Annotated in this window: 16 protein-coding genes; 7 read left to right on the top strand and 9 right to left on the bottom strand. The window is 64.5% G+C overall.

Annotated features, from left to right (window positions below; translation table 11 throughout):
• Positions 1-2 precede the first annotated feature (2 nt).
• From livG to LLJ08_RS05740, 4 genes are all read right to left on the bottom strand, one after another.
• Positions 3-770 (bottom strand): high-affinity branched-chain amino acid ABC transporter ATP-binding protein LivG, encoded by a 768-nt coding sequence (gene livG, locus LLJ08_RS05725; RefSeq protein WP_023444302.1) that lies wholly within the window; start codon positions 768-770, stop codon positions 3-5.
• Positions 767-2,023 (bottom strand): high-affinity branched-chain amino acid ABC transporter permease LivM, encoded by a 1,257-nt coding sequence (locus LLJ08_RS05730; RefSeq protein WP_042924495.1) that lies wholly within the window; start codon positions 2,021-2,023, stop codon positions 767-769. The genes livG and LLJ08_RS05730 overlap by 4 nt, the downstream gene beginning before the upstream one ends.
• A complete protein-coding gene (gene livH / locus LLJ08_RS05735; protein WP_003299167.1) occupies positions 2,020-2,943 on the bottom strand; it encodes a high-affinity branched-chain amino acid ABC transporter permease LivH in 924 nt (307 codons plus the stop codon). The genes LLJ08_RS05730 and livH overlap by 4 nt, the downstream gene beginning before the upstream one ends.
• Before the next feature lie 257 nt (positions 2,944-3,200).
• Positions 3,201-4,319 carry a branched-chain amino acid ABC transporter substrate-binding protein gene (locus LLJ08_RS05740; RefSeq protein WP_041013239.1) on the bottom strand — a complete coding sequence of 373 codons (1,119 nt, stop codon included), beginning with the start codon at positions 4,317-4,319 and terminating at the stop codon, positions 3,201-3,203.
• Between the two features lie 199 nt (positions 4,320-4,518).
• Here LLJ08_RS05740 and LLJ08_RS05745 point away from each other — a divergent pair, with 199 nt between their 5' ends.
• Positions 4,519-4,836, top strand: coding sequence for a DUF2288 domain-containing protein (locus tag LLJ08_RS05745; RefSeq protein WP_014821206.1), 318 nt, complete (start codon positions 4,519-4,521; stop codon positions 4,834-4,836).
• Positions 4,837-4,859: 23 nt separating this feature from the next.
• On the opposite strand, the gene phnE is transcribed toward LLJ08_RS05745, so the two are convergent.
• The 4 genes from phnE to LLJ08_RS05765 are packed head-to-tail and all read right to left on the bottom strand — an operon-like array spanning position 4,860 to position 8,170.
• Positions 4,860-5,627, bottom strand: a complete 768-nt coding sequence (gene phnE, locus LLJ08_RS05750; RefSeq protein ID WP_046622008.1) for a phosphonate ABC transporter, permease protein PhnE — start codon at positions 5,625-5,627, stop codon at positions 4,860-4,862.
• Positions 5,624-6,457, bottom strand: coding sequence for a PhnE/PtxC family ABC transporter permease (locus LLJ08_RS05755; RefSeq protein ID WP_041013241.1), 834 nt, complete (start codon positions 6,455-6,457; stop codon positions 5,624-5,626). The genes phnE and LLJ08_RS05755 overlap by 4 nt, the downstream gene beginning before the upstream one ends.
• Positions 6,451-7,299, bottom strand: a complete 849-nt coding sequence (locus LLJ08_RS05760; RefSeq protein WP_052462817.1) for a phosphonate ABC transporter ATP-binding protein — start codon at positions 7,297-7,299, stop codon at positions 6,451-6,453. Before LLJ08_RS05760 ends, LLJ08_RS05755 begins: the two co-directional genes overlap by 7 nt.
• 19 nt (positions 7,300-7,318) lie before the next feature.
• Positions 7,319-8,170 carry a putative selenate ABC transporter substrate-binding protein gene (locus LLJ08_RS05765; protein ID WP_041013242.1) on the bottom strand — a complete coding sequence of 284 codons (852 nt, stop codon included), beginning with the start codon at positions 8,168-8,170 and terminating at the stop codon, positions 7,319-7,321.
• A 225-nt stretch (positions 8,171-8,395) separates the two neighbouring features.
• On the opposite strand from LLJ08_RS05765, the gene LLJ08_RS05770 reads away from it, so the two are divergent.
• Positions 8,396-8,593 (top strand): hypothetical protein, encoded by a 198-nt coding sequence (locus tag LLJ08_RS05770; RefSeq protein WP_041013243.1) that lies wholly within the window; start codon positions 8,396-8,398, stop codon positions 8,591-8,593.
• Positions 8,594-8,678: 85 nt separating this feature from the next.
• On the opposite strand, the gene LLJ08_RS05775 is transcribed toward LLJ08_RS05770, so the two are convergent.
• The gene (locus tag LLJ08_RS05775; RefSeq protein WP_041013244.1) at positions 8,679-9,491 is read right to left on the bottom strand and encodes an undecaprenyl-diphosphate phosphatase; all 813 of its coding nucleotides are present in this window, start codon (positions 9,489-9,491) and stop codon (positions 8,679-8,681) included.
• Positions 9,492-9,771: 280 nt separating this feature from the next.
• On the opposite strand from LLJ08_RS05775, the gene LLJ08_RS05780 reads away from it, so the two are divergent.
• The 5 genes from LLJ08_RS05780 (at position 9,772) to LLJ08_RS05800 (ending at position 15,352) form a co-directional block, all read left to right on the top strand.
• Positions 9,772-10,659, top strand: a complete 888-nt coding sequence (locus LLJ08_RS05780) for an NAD(P)-dependent oxidoreductase (RefSeq protein WP_228208430.1) — start codon at positions 9,772-9,774, stop codon at positions 10,657-10,659.
• Positions 10,656-11,438 (top strand): hydroxypyruvate isomerase family protein, encoded by a 783-nt coding sequence (locus LLJ08_RS05785; RefSeq protein WP_101274668.1) that lies wholly within the window; start codon positions 10,656-10,658, stop codon positions 11,436-11,438. Before LLJ08_RS05780 ends, LLJ08_RS05785 begins: the two co-directional genes overlap by 4 nt.
• Before the next feature lie 120 nt (positions 11,439-11,558).
• A complete protein-coding gene (locus LLJ08_RS05790; RefSeq protein WP_023444478.1) occupies positions 11,559-12,905 on the top strand; it encodes a spinster family MFS transporter in 1,347 nt (448 codons plus the stop codon).
• Between the two features lie 156 nt (positions 12,906-13,061).
• A complete protein-coding gene (locus LLJ08_RS05795; protein WP_023444477.1) occupies positions 13,062-14,327 on the top strand; it encodes an Hsp70 family protein in 1,266 nt (421 codons plus the stop codon).
• A gap of 116 nt (positions 14,328-14,443) precedes the next feature.
• Positions 14,444-15,352 carry a CHAD domain-containing protein gene (locus tag LLJ08_RS05800; protein ID WP_090521602.1) on the top strand — a complete coding sequence of 303 codons (909 nt, stop codon included), beginning with the start codon at positions 14,444-14,446 and terminating at the stop codon, positions 15,350-15,352.
• Positions 15,353-15,443 lie beyond the last annotated feature (91 nt).

Genomic DNA, 15,443 nt, shown 5'->3' on the forward strand with positions numbered 1-15,443 from the left:
GCTTACGCCTCCCCCAGATAGGCTTTGATCACGTCCGGATTGTTACGGACTTGCTCGGGTGAACCATTGGCCAGCGGGGTGCCCTGATTGATCACGTAGATGTGGTCGGAAATGCTCATGACCAGCTTCATGTCGTGCTCGATCAGCAGCACGGTGACCCCGTGTTTGTCGCGTAGCATGGCGATCAGGGCCTTGAGGTCCTCAGTTTCTCTGGGGTTCAGGCCGGCCGCCGGTTCGTCGAGCATGAGGATGCGCGGGCGCGTCATCATGCAGCGGGCGATTTCCAGACGGCGCTGCTGGCCGTAGGCGAGGGTGCCCGCCGGTCGATTGGCGACATCGGTCAGATTGACCTGTTCCAGCCAGTGCGCAGCGAAGTCCATCGCCTCGCGCTCGCTCTTGCGAAACGCCGGCGTCTTGAACAAGCCGGCAAGGAAGCCGGTGTTCAGGTGACGGTGCTGGGCCACCAACAGGTTTTCCACGGCCGTCATGTCCTTGAACAGGCGGACGTTCTGGAACGTGCGCACCACGCCCTGACGAGCGATCTTGTGGCCAGGCAGGCCGTGGATCGGCGTGCCGTCGAGGAGGATTTCCCCCGCGGTCGGCTGATAGAAGCCGGTCAGGCAGTTGAACACTGTGGTCTTGCCGGCGCCGTTGGGGCCGATCATCGAAACCACTTGCTTGTCATGTACCGTCAGCCCCACCTCGTTGACCGCCAGCAGGCCGCCAAAACGCATCATCAGGCCGCGTACTTCTAGAATCGGGCGGCTCATTGCTTCAGCTCCAGGTGTGGGCGTTGCATCGGCAGCAGGCCTTGCGGACGCCAGATCATCATCAGCACCATCAGGGCGCCGAACATCAACATGCGGTATTCGCTGAATTCGCGCATCAGCTCAGGCAGCAGGATCATCACGATGGCGGCGAGGATCACGCCGAGCTGCGAGCCCATGCCACCCAGCACGACGATGGCGAGAATGATCGCCGACTCGATGAAGGTGAACGACTCCGGCGACACCAGGCCCTGGCGTGCGGCGAAGAAACTGCCGGCGAAACCGGCAAAGGTTGCACCTAGGGTGAAGGCCGAGAGCTTGATCACGGTGGGGTTCATGCCCAGCGCGCGGCAGGCGATCTCGTCTTCGCGCAAGGCTTCCCAGGCGCGGCCGATCGGCATGCGCAGCAGGCGGTTGATCACGAACAATGTCAGCAGCACCAGCAGCAAGGCGATCAGGTAGAGGAAGATCACCTTGTTCACCGAGTTATAGGCCACGCCGAAATACTCGTGGAACGTCTGCATGCCCTCGGCTGCGCGGCGGTCGAAGGACAGGCCGAACAGGGTTGGTTTGTCGATGCCGCTGATGCCGTTCGGGCCGCCGGTGACGCTGGTCATGTTGCGTAGCAGGATGCGAATGATCTCGCCGAAGCCGAGGGTCACGATGGCTAGATAGTCACCGCGCAGACGTAACACGGGAAAGCCCAGCAGGAAGCCGAACAGTGCCGCCATCGCGCCGGCGATGGGCAGTGCAGTCCAGAACCCGACCCCGTAGTAGTGCGAGAGCAGCGCATAGGTGTAAGCACCGACGGCGTAGAAGCCGACGTAACCCAGGTCGAGCAGGCCGGCCAGACCGACGACGATGTTCAGGCCGAGGCCGAGCATCACGTAGATCAGGATCAGCGTGGCGATGTCCACCGCGCCACGTGACCCATAGAACGGCCACGCCAGCGCGACGAGGATCAGAGCGATAATGATCCAGCGTTGGGTCGAGGGCAGGGTAAGGAAGCTGCCCGCGCCTGCGGGTACGCTCGGCAGGCTTGGGCTGGCGGCCCAGCCGGCGGCCAGGTGAGTACGGAACAGTTGCCAGACGAACATGGCTACCGCGCAGGCGGCGATGATCCAGAACGTACCGGCTTCGGCGCCGTGCACTTCGACGCGGATGCCGACGGTGGTGAGCTTCAGGCCGAATACCGGCACCGCAACGGCGATGACCAGCAGGGCGCTGAAGAAGGCTGTACGGAGATTGCCGGTCATACCTTTTCCACCTCCGGGCGGCCGAGGATGCCGGTGGGGCGGAACAGCAGGACCAGCACCAGCAGGCTGAAGGCCACGACGTCCTTGTACTGGTCGCCGAAGATGTCAGCGCCGAAGGCCTCGGCCACACCAAGCACCAGACCGCCGAGCATGGCGCCTGGAATGCTGCCAATGCCGCCGAGTACTGCAGCGGTGAATGCCTTGATGCCGGCGAGAAAGCCGATGTGCGGGTTGATCACGCCGTACTGCATGCTGATCAGCACAGCTGCGATGGCGGCCAGCGCAGCACCGATGACAAAGGTCAGGGCGATGATGCCGTTGGTGTTGATGCCCAGCAGGTTGGCCATCTTCAGGTCTTCTGCGCAGGCGCGGCAGGCGCGCCCCAGACGTGACCGCGAGATGAACATCGTCAGCCCGTACATGGCAACGAAGGTGACCACGAAGATCAGGATCTGCATGTACGAAATCACCACGCCATTCATGGTGCTTTCACCGAATACCAGGTTGCCCGGCATCAGGTTGGGAATCGCCTTGTCCTTGGAGTCCTGAGCCAGCAGCACGACGTTCTGCAGGAAGATCGACATGCCGATGGCCGAGATCAGCGGAATCAGGCGATTGCTGCCACGTAGCGGGCGGTAGGCGACCCGTTCGATGCTGTAGCCGTAGGCGCTGGTGACGATGATGGCGGCGACGAACGCACCCATCATCAAGATAGGCAGCGCATCCAGGCCCATCATGGATAGGCCGACAATGGCGATGAAGGCGACATACGAGCCGATCATGTACACCTCGCCGTGGGCGAAGTTGATCATGCCGATGATGCCGTACACCATCGTGTAGCCGATGGCGATCAGCGCATAGGTGCTGCCAACGGTGAGCCCGTTGATCAGCTGTTGTAGGTAGTGGTAAAGCTCAGGCATCACTGCTCTCCCGAAGTCCCTGCAATTGCGTTTCGGTCTGCTGCGCTGCCCACGTCGAACGCACCGCACACCCTGGCGCGGCGCCACTGCGGTACGGTGCCCTGCGGATCACGCACGGCATCGGTTCGAGGTGGGCCTGCTGTTCAGGCCGCTCGTTGAATTACAGGTACGGCAGGGCGACCCGGGTGCTTTTGGCTGGGCCGCCTGCTTAAAACAAAGCCCACAAGCAAGTGTGGGCTTCGTCAGGCTGATGGAATTTACTTGGCTTCGGTCTTGGTGCCGTCCTGGTGCCATTCGTAGACGACGAAGTTGAAGTCCTTCAGGTCGCCCTTCTCGTCGAAGGAGAGCATGCCGGTCGGAGTGTCGAAGGTATTGCTGCGCAGCGCCTCGGCCACCTTGGCGGTGTCGGTGCTGCCGGCTTTCTCGATACCTTCGGCAATGACCTGCACGGCGGCGTAGGCGGGGAATACGAACGGGCCGCTCGGGTCCTGCTTCTTGGCCTTGAAGCCGTCTACCAGTTCCTTGTTGCGCGGGTCCTGATCGAACGACTTCGGCAGCGTCACGTACATGCCTTCGGAAGCCGGGCCAGCGATGGCGGAGATTTCCGAGTTGCCGACGCCTTCCGGACCCATGAAGCGCACGTTCAGGCCTTTTTCCTTGGACTGACGCAGCAGCAGACCCAGTTCCGGGTGGTAGCCGCCGTAATAGACGAAGTCGACGCCTTCACGCTTGAGCTTGGCGATCAGCGAGGAGAAGTCCTTGTCGCCGGCATTGATGCCTTCGAACAGGCCGACCTTGATGTTCTTGCTTTCCAGGGTCTGCTTGACGGCAGTGGCGATGCCTTCACCGTACTGCTGCTTGTCATGGATGACGGCGACGTTCTTCGGCTTGACGTGGTCGGCAATGAAGTTGCCGGCGGTCGGGCCCTGCAGGCTGTCGAGGCCGATGGTGCGGAAGATCAGCTCGTAACCGCGGGAGGTGATGTCCGGGCTGGTGGAAGCCGCGGTGATCATCAGGATGCCTTCGTCCTCATAGATGTCGGACGCCGGCTGAGTGGAGCTGGAGCAGAGGTGGCCGACAACGAACTGCACTTCGTCATTGACGATCTTGTTGGCCACCGCCACGGCCTGCTTCGGATCGCAGGCGTCGTCGTAGCGCACGCCTTCCAGTTGCTGGCCGTTCACCCCGCCGGCCTTGTTGATCTGCTCGATGGCCATTTCGGCCCCGATGAACTGCATGTCCCCGTACTGCGCCACCGGCCCGGTTACCGGCCCTGCCAATCCGATGCGGATCGTGTCGGCGGCCAGGGTGTAGCTGGCTGCGCCGGTCAGTGCCATTGCCAGAAAAATTTTCGAAAGACGCTGGTTGGTCTTCATAAGTGCTCCACTTGCATCGTTATTGTTTGAATCCTGCGGGCCGGAGTGCCGTTAAGAGGCGAACATCCCGAAACGCTCCGGCAACTGTACCGGCACAGTGTAGAAGTGTCTCCTCCGTTTGCACAGCCGGCAGATTCAACCGTTTGATGGGAATCGGGGCGCGGGTATCATTGCGCCCTTTTCGTATCTGGTGAGTCCCATGGCCGACGACGCAAGCACTCTTTATGCCAAGCTGTTGGGCGAAACCGCAGCGATTACCTGGGAAGAACTGCAGCCGTTCTTCGCTCGCGGAGCGCTGCTGCAGGTGGCTGGCGATGCTGATCTGGTCGAGGTGGCGCTGGCCGTCGCCGAGGACGATCAGACCAAGGTAGCGGCGTGGCTCCACGGCGGACAGCTGTCGAAGATGCAGCCCGAGCAGGCGCAGGACTGGCTGGAGCGTGACCCCGACCTCTGGGCCGTCGTGGTCGCACCCTGGGTGCTGGTGCAGGAGCGCGTCGGCAAACCTGCATTGCACTGAAATGGGGCGAGCTCAGGTTTAATTCAGCCTCGCACCCAGCGCTGCCTGGCCCAGGCACTCAGGCTGTCGACCGCCAGTACCATCGCCAGCATGGCCAGGATCACCGTCGAGGCTTGGGCTTCCTGGAACAGGCTGAGGCTCATGTAGAGCATCTGGCCCAGGCCGCCGGCGCCAACGAAGCCGAGCACGCTGGCCATGCGAATATTGTTTTCCCAGCGGTACAGCGTGTAGGCCACCAGTTGCGGCCAGAGCGAGGGCAGCGTGCCGTAGCAGAATGCCGCGATGCGTCCGCTACCGGCCAGGCGAAGGGCGTCGGCGGGCTGCGGCGGGGTATTTTCCAGCGCTTCGGCGAACAGGCGCCCCAGCACGCCTGCCGTGTGCAGCGCCAGCGCCAGGGTGCCGGCGTTCGGGCCGAGCCCCGCTGCCAGCACCATCAGCGCGGCCCAAACCAATTCCGGAATCGCCCGTAGCGCATTGAGCAGCAGGCGTGATGCGGCCTGCGCCAGCAGACCGAAACGGCCAGCCGCGGGGAGTGCCAGCAACAAGCCGAACAGGGCAGCGAGCAATGTGCCGATGGCCGACATCGCCAGGGTTTCCAGCGTGCCGCGAGCGATCGCCTGCAGATGCGCGGGCGACAGGTCCGGCGCCATGAATCCCGAAGCGTAGGCGGCCATCTGCGCAAGGCCGTCTCGGCTGAGCAGCGCGGCGCTTTCCAGCTGCAGGAAGGCAAAGGCGGCCACCACGGCCGCGACCAGCCCGGCCGGAATCAGCAGGCGCGACAGCAGACTCATGCGAATCTCCAGCGCAGCATTCGGCTCAGCAGATCGGCCAGCAGCACCAGCGCGAGGAACGTCAGCAACATGGAGGCGACTTCGCCGCCGGCGAACATGCGCATCGACAGGTCCATCTGCTGGCCGAGTCCACCGGCGCCGACGAAACCCATCACCACCGAGGCGCGGATCGCACATTCCCAGCGGTAGACGCTGTACGACAGCATCTCGCCCGTGGCCTGCGGCAGCACGCCGTAGAGGAAGGCCTGCAGCCGCGAGGCGCCGGCACCGAGCAGTGCGCGGGCGGGTAGCGGGTCGACCGATTCGAAGATCTCCGCGTAGACCTTGCCGAGCATGCCGGCGTAGGTGATGGCGATGGCCAGCACGCCGGCGGTCGGCCCCAGGCCTACGGCGCGGACGAACAACAGCGCCCAGACGATCTCCGGGATGCTGCGCAGCACGATCAGCAGGCCGCGTACCGGCCAGCGCAACGCTTGCGCCCACCAGGCCGGGCGACCACCACGGCTGAGCGCCGAGAGCGACAGGGCGCGGGTGGCAAGCAGGGCGCAGGGGATGGCGACAGCCAGAGCCAGGGTCATGCCGGCAGTGGCGATTGCCAGGGTTTCCAGTGTTGCCTGCCAGAGCAGGCCAAGGAATTCGCCGCTGTGCTCCGGTGGCCAGAACGCCGAGAGAAACGTGCCCATGGTGTCGGCATTGCTGCCGTCGAACAGCACACCCAGGTCCAGTTCGCTCAGCCTTACCCCTGGCCACAGCAGCGCCACGGCCAGCAGGGTCAACATCAGGCGTGGCGCGGCGGCAGGATCGTGGCGGGCAGCTGCGGGGTTCAGCATCGCGGAATGTTCAGTGGCGGGGTCGCTGCAGCAGGTGGCGACGGGGCATGCTGAAGCTGCTCATTGGCATACAGCGCCGCCAGCTCGTCGGGGCCGATTTCGCTGGCAGGCTTGTCGAACAGGATGCGGCCGTCACGCACGCCGACGATTCGCGGAAAGTGCTCCAGTGCCAGCTCCACTGCATGCAGGCTGGCCAGCAGCGTGGCGTTGCGACGTTGCGCCTCGCGGTTGAGCACGCCCAGCGTGTGACTGGCCAGTACCGGGTCCATGGCTGAGACGGGTTCGTCGGCGAGGATCAGCTCCGGCGCCTGGTAAAGCATGCGGGCGATCCCGACCCGCTGCAGCTGGCCGCCGGATAGCTGATCGCAGCGCATGTACAGCTTGTCGGCAAGATCGAGGCGCCCTAGCGCCTCGGCAGCGCCCTGGCGGTCCAGGGGATAGAGCAGGCTGAGCAGGCTTTTGGCTAGCGACCATTTGCCGAGACGCCCCGCCAGTACCGCCGTCACCACTCGCTGTCGCGGTGGTAGCGGCGGTGTCTGGTGGATCAGGCCGATCTGGCTGCGCAGGCGTTGGCGAGCGCCCGCCGAGAGCGTCCAGGGGAGCTTGCCGAGCAGCTCGAGATCGCCCTGATCTGACTTGAGCGACGTGGCTAGCAGACGCAGCAGCGTGGTCTTGCCTGCCCCGGACGGGCCAATGATGGCGACCCGTTCACCCTGCGCGACCTGCAGGTCGAGCCCGCGCAGTGCGATCTGGCCGCCGGCGTGGGTGTGGCCCACGCCGGCCAGCTTCAGCGCCGGTTGTGCAGCGAGGCCTGGCGCCGGCGGTGTTTGCAATGTGCTCATGGCTGGCGCTTACGCGGCATCACTTGAGCAGGCCGGCGGCGCGCGCGGCTTCTTCGATTCCGGCGTAGTTCTCCGGCTTGGTCTCGATAAAGCGACTAGCAGCCTGCAGATCGAGAATCGCCTTGTGCTCCGGGTTGGCCGGATCGAGGGCGAGGAAGGCAGCCTTGATCTTCTCGACCAGCGCCGGGTCGAGGTTGCCGCGCACGGTCCAGTTGTAGTCGTAATAAGGCGGAGTGGTGGAAATCACGCGGACCTTGTCGGTGTCGACCTTGCCGGCCGCGACCAGCTTGTCCCACACCGAGGCGTTGAGCACGCCGGCGTCGGCCTTGCCGGCCTCGACCCAGGCGGCGGTGGCATCGTGGGCGCCGGAGTAGGCGATGCGCTTGAAAAACTGTTCCGGCTGGATGCCGTCCTTCAGCATGAAGTAGCGCGGCATCAGGCTACCTGAGGTCGACGACACGGAGCCGAAGGCGAAGGTCTTGCCCTTCAGGTCGGCCAGTGACTTCACCTCCGGATCGGCGGTGATGAACTTGCTGGTGAACTGCTCGTCCTGCTCGCGCTGCACCAGCGGGATCGCATCGCCGGTCTTCAGGCGCGTCTGGACGAAGGTGAAACCGCCCAGCCAGGCGAGATCGAGGCGGTCGGAAGCCAGGGATTCGACCACGGCCGCATAGTCCGATACCGGGGTGAACTTCACCGGCATGCCCAGCTGCTGTTCCAGGTATTCGCCCAGCGGCTTGAACTTGCGAATCAGCTCGGTCGGGGCTTCGTCGGGGATAGCGGAAACCCGCAGGGTTTCAGCGGCGTGGGTAGTAGCAATAGACAGGGACAGGGCAAGGCCGGCGACGGCTGCCAGGGAGCGCTTCAGCATTGAGGGTTCTCCGGTTCAATAGCGGAAAAAGCGCGCGGATTATAGAGCGTGGCAGGCGTGTGGCGCCAAGGGAAAGCTGCACAGGGACGCTTGGAGCGCTTCTGGCACATTTCCATTGCAGAAATATCGTGTAACACGACGAACTTTTTTCAGGCCCCAAACCTAAGTGATCTGTAGTGGCCGAATATGTGCAATGTGCCACCCCCGCAGGCAAAGGAAGCGAATGTGAAGTGCGATAAGAAGCGTCAGTCCACCATGGTCTGGGCAGATGGTCACTCGTTCAGAGAGGTAGCGCGAATTCAGGCGCAACCTGTTGGCAGTGCGGAAATACGCAGCGTGCCTTTGACCGAGAAGATGTTCACCGAGGCGCGTATCGCAGCTGTCCTGCTCGGCCCACTGCTGATCGACCTGCCTCAGGGCTGATTGGGCGTCCTCGCTCCGGCCAGCGCCGCGGCAGCGCGAGGGATCGCAAGCCGCGGCAAGGCGTTCAACGTATCAGCAGGTGCGCTCAGGCGCCGGCGAACAGTACCAGCAGCACCACACCGAGGATCAAGCGGTAGATCACGAACGGCAGCATGCCGACGCGCTCCAGCAACTTCAGGAAGATGTGGATGCACAGGTAGGCACTCACCGCCGACAGCACCACACCCAGCCCCATCGCCGTCCAGTCAACCGCTACCCCGCCTTCCACCAGGTCGAGTGTGCTCAGCCCGCTGGCAAGCACGATCACCGGGATCGACAGCAGAAAGGAAAAGCGTGCTGCGCCGGAGCGCGACAGGCCCAGCAACAGCCCGGCGGTCATCGTCACGCCCGAGCGCGAGGTGCCGGGAATCAGCGCCAGCGCCTGGGCGCAACCGATCAACAAGATGTCCTTCCAGTTCAGGCTGTGCTCGTCGCGCGGTTGCGGGATTCGCCGGCTGACCACGTCCGACCACCACAGCAGCAGACCGAAGCCGATGGTCGCCCAGGCAATCACCAGCGGCGAGCGCAGCTGGACTTCGATGAAGTCCTTGAACAGCAGCCCGGCGATGCCGACCGGAACCGTTCCAAGGATCACCGCCCAGGCCAGCCGGCTGTCACCGACACGCTCGCGGCGGGCTAGCGATGCGAACCAGTCGCGCGTCATGCCGAAGACTTCCAGGCGGAAGTACCAGACCACTGCGGCCAGGGTGCCGAGGTGCACCGCCACGTCGAATGCCAGTCCCTGGTCGTCCCAACCCACCAGGTGCGGGAAGAGGATCAGATGAGCCGAGCTCGATACCGGCAAGAACTCGGTTAGTCCCTGCACGATGGCCAGGACGATGATCTGAATTAAATCCATTGCTTGTTTCCTGCGATGTCTTCTGATGCACGCGCGTTGCCAAGGGCAGGCGTGCGTTGAGCGGATGGGTCTGCGCGAGGCGATGCCCCGGGGCCTCCTTCAGAGGCGCTCGACGGCGGATCGTTCCGGTTGGTCGGGCAATTTGCTGGATCGGTCACAGTGGCATTGTGGCAGCAGTAAGGGAGCATTGAGCAGTTGAGGGGCGAGGGAGGTACATCGTTTGGCCGTTCCTGGCGGTGCGGCGCTAGAATCACGACCTTGTTCGTCAAGGAGCCGCCTCATGTCCGACCTGCCAACCCTCGCTTTTGCCGGTATCGGCCTGATGGGCCTGCCGATGTGTCGACGCCTGCTGGCGGCGGGGTATCGCCTGGCGGTGTGGAATCGCTCGCCCGAGAAGTGCCAGCCGCTGGTAGAGCTGGGGGCCAGGGCGGTGGCGACGCCCGCCGAGCTCTGTGCCGAGGCCGACATTGTGCTGTTGTGTCTGGCCGACACCGCCGCTGTGCGCGAGGTGCTTTTCGGCAAGGGCGGCATCGCCGAAGGCGGCAAGGCCGGCAAGCTGCTGGTCGATCACTCGAGCCTGGAGCCGACGGCAACCCGCGACATGGCCGCCGAGCTGGAATTTCGCAGTGGCATGCGCTGGGTCGATGCCCCGGTCTCCGGTGGAACGCTGGGCGCGGAAGCCGGCAGCCTGGTGATCATGGCCGGCGGACGCGCCGAGGATGTCGAGCGGGTACGGCCGGTGCTGATGAACCTGGGCCAGCGCCTTACCCATATGGGTGGGGTCGGCGCCGGCCAGGTGACGAAGGTCTGCAATCAGATGATCGTCGCCTGCAATGCGCTGGTGATCGCCGAGGTCGTGGCCTTGGCCGAACGTGCCGGAGTCGACGCCAGCCTGCTGGCACCGGCGCTGGCCGGCGGCTTCGCCGATTCCAGGCCGCTGCAGATTCTTGCCCCGCAGATGGCAGCGAGCGAGTTCGAGCCGGTGAAATGGCACGTGCGCACCCTGCTCAAGGACTTGGACACTGCGGTGAAACTCTCCCGTGAGCAGGGTTCGGCGACGCCCTTGAGCGGCCTGGCCGCGCAGCTGATGCGCCTGCACGGCAGCCAGGGCAATCTGGAGCGCGACCCCGCCACGCTGGTGCAGATGTACCGGGAGGGCGACCAATGAAGATCGCCGCCAATCTATCGCTGCTGTTCACCGAGCTGCCGCTTGCCGAACGCATCCTCGCCGCCCGCACCGCCGGTTTCGATGGCGTGGAGATCCAGTTTCCGTACGAAGTGCCGGCCATTCGCCTGAAAGAGCAACTCGAGCGCGCCGGCATGCCGCTGGTGCTGATCAATCTGCCCGCCGGCGATCTGCTGCAGGGCGGACCAGGCCTGGCGGCGGTGCCGGACCGGCAGGAGGCGTTCGACGCGGCTCTGCAGGAGGCGCTGACCTATGCGCTGATGGTTCGACCGGCCAGTGTCAACGTGCTGCCGGGCCGCCTCGCCGAGGGCGTCGACCGCGAGCTGGCGCTGGAGACGCTTGAGCACAACCTGTGGAAGACCGCCGACGCCTTCGACATGCTCGGCATCCGTGTGCTCTGCGAGGCGATCAACCCGCTCGACATGCCAGGCTTTCTGATCAACAGCGCGGCGGATCTGGAGGCTCTGCTGCAGCGCGTCGATCACCCCAACTGCCTGGCGCAACTGGATTTCTACCATATGGCACGCCAGGAGCTGGACCTGCCCAGCTGCATTACCCGGCTGGGCGAGCGCATCGGTCATGTGCAGTTCGCCGACTGCCCGGGCCGCGGCGCGCCTGGTAGTGGTGAGCTGGACTTCGGCGCAGCGCTGCAGGCCTTGCAGGCCAGCGGCTACCAGGGCTGGCTGAGCGCCGAATACAAACCGGGGGAGCAGGGCACCGAAGCCGGCCTGGGCTGGCTGGCCGAGTGGCGCGGGCGCTGAGCCATCGCGGGGCATAAGCGAAGGTGATGTTCGGAGACAGGATCAGGCACAGACTCTAGAGTCATGGTCGAGTCCCGGCTGGTCTGCGGCCGGAATATAAGAACAATCGAGACCGACGTCATGCAGCCTTCCACCCAAGCATCCAACGCCTGGCGCGTGCTGTTTCTGCTCTTTCTGGCGAACCTGTTCAACTTCTTCGATCGCACCATACCGGCGATCATCGCCGAGCCGATCCGCTTGGAGTGGAGCCTCAACGATTTCCAGCTCGGCCTGATCGGCACCGCCTTCACCATCGTCTACGCCATTGCCGGGCTGCCCCTGGGGCGCATGGCGGACCTCGGTTCGCGGCGCAAGATCATGGGCTGGGGGCTCACCGCGTGGAGCGGCCTGACCGCGATTAACGGCCTGGCCTGGAACTTCTGGAGCTTCCTGCTGGTGCGCATGGGCATCGGCATCGGCGAGGCCAGTTACGCGCCCGCCGCCAACTCGCTGATCGGCGACCTGTTTCCGGCGCACAAGCGCTCCCGGGCCATGGGCATCTTCATGCTCGGCCTGCCGTTGGGCCTGTTGCTGGCGTTCTTCACCATCGGTTCCATGGTCGAAGCGTTCGGCAGCTGGCGTGCGCCCTTCTTCATCGCCGCGGTGCCCGGCCTGGTGCTGGCGCTGTTCATCTTTCTGATCAAGGAGCCCAAGCGCGGCGCCGCCGAGACCGTCAAGGTTTCCCAGGAGCCGGTGCAGCAGCCGATCCGCAAGGTGCTGTCGATTCGCACCTTCTGGTGGCTGGTGCTGGCCGGCCTGGCATTCAACTTCGCCACCTATGCCTGCAACGCCTTCATGGTGCCGTTGCTGATGCGTTATCACGGTGTCTCGCTGGTACAGGCGTCGGTCGCCACCGGCGTGATCGTCGGCTTGACCGGCCTGTTCGGGTTGACCCTGGGCGGCTGGGTCGCTGACCGTATCCACCAGCGCTACGCCCGTGGTCGCCTGATCTTCGCCGCTGTGAGCATGTTGATCGCGACCATCGCAACCGGCTATGCGCTGCTGGCCGGCCGCATCGAGGTCGGCATGTTCGTCGCGGTGTTCAGCATTGGCTGGCTGTTCTCCTACAACTTCTATACCTGCGTCTACACGGCAATTCAGGACGTGGTCGAACCGCGTCTGCGGGCCACGGCCATGGCGCTGTTCTTCGCTGGCCTGTACCTGCTGGGCGGCGGCATGGGGACAGTAGTGGTGGGGCTGCTCTCGGACCACTTCGCCGAAGGGGCGATGCTGGCAGCGGGCGCCAGCGAGATGGCCGAGGCCTTCCGTGCCGAGGGTCTGCACGGGGCGATGTATCTGATACCGGCGTCGCTGCTGCTGACCATGCTGTTCCTGTTCCAGGCATCGCGGACCTTCTGTGCCGATGCCAAGCGCATGACTGCCGGGATGACGGCCGATGCGCCCGGCGCGGAGGCGGTGCCTGCCTGATACGTTTGCGTTATGGGGTTTGTGCCCGGACCAGCGATGGCCGGGCATTTTTTTGTCTGGAGAAAGCCATCGAGGGCTAACCGACGATAGGCCTGCATCGGCGGGCCGCCTCCTTTACACTGCGCGGCCGTTTTTTCAGTACCCGTGGAACACGCCATGCTCAACGCCTCATCCGCCCGCGCCTGCGGCATCGACTTCGGCACCTCGAATTCCACGGTTGGTTGGTGGCGCCCCGGCGTCGATCCGCTGATCGCGCTGGAAGGCGAGCAACCGACCTTGCCGTCGGTGGTGTTCTTCAATCTCGAAGAGCGCAGGCCGGTCTACGGTCGGCAGGCGCTGAGCGAATATCTGGAGGGCTATGAAGGCCGCCTGATGCGTTCGCTCAAGAGCCTGCTCGGCTCCAAGCTGCTGAAAAGCGAAACCACCGTGCTCGGCAGCGCCATGCCGTTCAAGGAAATCCTCGGCCTGTTCCTCGGCACCCTCAAGCAGCGCGCCGAAACGGCTGCCGGCCGGCCATTCGAGGAAGTCGTGCTGGGGCGGCCGGTGTTTTTCGTCGATGACGACCCGCAGGCCGACCGCGAGGCATCGGACACCTTGGCCGCTGCCGCCCGCAAGATCGGCTTCAAGGACGTGTCCTTCCAGTACGAGCCGATCGCCGCGGCCTTCGATTACGAGTCGCGTATCGAACGCGAAGAGCGCGTGCTGATTGTCGATATCGGCGGCGGTACCTCCGACTTCTCGCTGGTGCGGCTGTCGCCCGAGCGCCGGGACGTCGATGATCGACAGGCTGATATTCTCGCCACCGGCGGCGTGCACATCGGCGGTACCGACTTCGACAAGCAGCTCAGCCTGAGCGGGGTGATGCCGCTGTTCGGCTATGGCAGCCGGATGAAGAGCGACGCACCGATGCCGACCAGCACCCACCTCAACCTGGCCACCTGGCACACCATCAATGCGGTCTACGCGCCGGCCTCGCTACGGGCGTTGCAGAGCATGCGCTACGACATCGTCGACCCCACCGGTATCGACCGGCTGTTCCGCCTGATCGAGCAGCGCGCCGGACACTGGCTGGCGATGCAGGTGGAGCAGGGCAAGATCGAGCTGACCGAGGCGGAGCAGTTCGCCATCGACTTCCAGCGTATCGAGCCGCAACTGCAGGTCGAGCTGACCCGCCAGGGCTTCGAAGGCGCCATCGCCGCACTGCTTGACCGTATCGGTGGCAGCATCAATCAGCTGCTGGCGGATGCCGGCGTGCGCCATGATGAGGTCGATACGGTGTTCTTCACCGGTGGCTCGAGCGCCATTCCTGCACTGCGCGACAGCGTTGCCGGGCTGCTGCCTCGGGCGCGGCACGTGGAAGGCAATCGCTTCGGCAGCATCGGCAGCGGATTGGCCATCGAGGCGCGCAAGCGCTACGGTTGAAATGGAATCCCGGCGTTGCTGACACAAATCTTCACATTGCCGGAATAACACCCGGCGTGGCGTGCGGGTCTCAATACGGATGCTCCAGCGGAGCGTGTCATTGAGGGATAACGCAAATGGCCTATCGAATACGCCCAGCGCGCAATGCTGCCAAAGAGGTGCGCAAGGCCGCGCTGGGGCGCATCAACAAGGCGATCCAGGCGCTCTGTGTCGAGCCGTCCGAGCGGGCCGAGGGCGTGCACCAGGCGCGCAAGCGCTTCAAGGAATTGCGCGCGCTGCTGCGGCTGGTGCGTGAACCGCTCGGTGCGCGTTTCAGCGTCGACAATCGTCGGCTGCGCGATGCCGGACGACGCCTGGCCGAGTCACGCGATGCCGCCGCCATGCTGGAAAGCTGGGACGCCCTGGCGCGCACCGATCAGCCACTGTTCGTCAGCGATGCGTTCCGCCAGATCCGTCTGCGCTTGCAGCAGCGCGCCGCGCCGGATGGTGAGGTGCATACCGGCTTCGACGTGGAAGTGACGCAGGTGCTGGGTGACCTGCGCGCACTGACTCGAGACGTGCAGCACTGGAAATTGCCGGGCAAAGGCTTCGGCTTGCTCGCCGCGGGCTTTCGGCGAACCTATGCCGACGGTGTGCGGGATCTCGCACGTGCGCAAAAGGCGGACTCGGATGAGTTGCTTCACGAATGGCGCAAGCGGGTGAAGGACCACTGGTATCACTGCCAGCTGCTGTCTCCGTGCTGGCCGGATGCGCTGGAAACTCGCGCGGAACAGCTCAAGCAGGTCGCCGACGCGCTGGGCGACGACCATGACCTGGCGGTGATGACTGAGCTGATGCAGGGCGAGCCCGAGCTGTTCGGTACAGCGGATACCCGTGAAGCGGTGCAGCGCTGTATCGAACAGCGGCGGGCGCAGTTGCAACAGCGCGCGCTGCGCCTGGGCCGCCGCTTGTATGCCGAACCGCCAAAGGCGCTGGCGGAGCGGGTCGGGGCGTACTGGCGTATCGCGCGTAAGGAATCGGAATAATAGGAGCACGCCTCGACGAGGCCGTTCTCGGGGAAGCGCGGACCACCTCGTTCAGGTCGGGAACGAGGTGGTCCAACCGCTGGCGCGTTGA

Origin of the sequence: Stutzerimonas chloritidismutans (assembly GCF_020783375.1) — a bacterium.
In the GTDB taxonomy this organism is placed as follows: domain Bacteria; phylum Pseudomonadota; class Gammaproteobacteria; order Pseudomonadales; family Pseudomonadaceae; genus Stutzerimonas; species Stutzerimonas kunmingensis.

Coding starts and splice junctions, on each gene's coding strand:
- phnE (WP_046622008.1), bottom strand. CDS start 5,627: ATGAGTCTGCTGTCGCGCCTGCTGATTCCGGCCGGGCTGGTCGCGGCC.
- livG (WP_023444302.1), bottom strand. CDS start 770: ATGAGCCGCCCGATTCTAGAAGTACGCGGCCTGATGATGCGTTTTGGC.
- LLJ08_RS05745 (WP_014821206.1), top strand. CDS start 4,519: ATGGCCGACGACGCAAGCACTCTTTATGCCAAGCTGTTGGGCGAAACC.
- LLJ08_RS05780 (WP_228208430.1), top strand. CDS start 9,772: ATGTCCGACCTGCCAACCCTCGCTTTTGCCGGTATCGGCCTGATGGGC.
- LLJ08_RS05760 (WP_052462817.1), bottom strand. CDS start 7,299: ATGAGCACATTGCAAACACCGCCGGCGCCAGGCCTCGCTGCACAACCG.
- LLJ08_RS05775 (WP_041013244.1), bottom strand. CDS start 9,491: ATGGATTTAATTCAGATCATCGTCCTGGCCATCGTGCAGGGACTAACC.
- LLJ08_RS05785 (WP_101274668.1), top strand. CDS start 10,656: ATGAAGATCGCCGCCAATCTATCGCTGCTGTTCACCGAGCTGCCGCTT.
- LLJ08_RS05795 (WP_023444477.1), top strand. CDS start 13,062: ATGCTCAACGCCTCATCCGCCCGCGCCTGCGGCATCGACTTCGGCACC.
- LLJ08_RS05730 (WP_042924495.1), bottom strand. CDS start 2,023: ATGACCGGCAATCTCCGTACAGCCTTCTTCAGCGCCCTGCTGGTCATC.
- LLJ08_RS05790 (WP_023444478.1), top strand. CDS start 11,559: ATGCAGCCTTCCACCCAAGCATCCAACGCCTGGCGCGTGCTGTTTCTG.
- livH (WP_003299167.1), bottom strand. CDS start 2,943: ATGCCTGAGCTTTACCACTACCTACAACAGCTGATCAACGGGCTCACC.
- LLJ08_RS05765 (WP_041013242.1), bottom strand. CDS start 8,170: ATGCTGAAGCGCTCCCTGGCAGCCGTCGCCGGCCTTGCCCTGTCCCTG.
- LLJ08_RS05755 (WP_041013241.1), bottom strand. CDS start 6,457: ATGCTGAACCCCGCAGCTGCCCGCCACGATCCTGCCGCCGCGCCACGC.
- LLJ08_RS05800 (WP_090521602.1), top strand. CDS start 14,444: ATGGCCTATCGAATACGCCCAGCGCGCAATGCTGCCAAAGAGGTGCGC.
- LLJ08_RS05740 (WP_041013239.1), bottom strand. CDS start 4,319: ATGAAGACCAACCAGCGTCTTTCGAAAATTTTTCTGGCAATGGCACTG.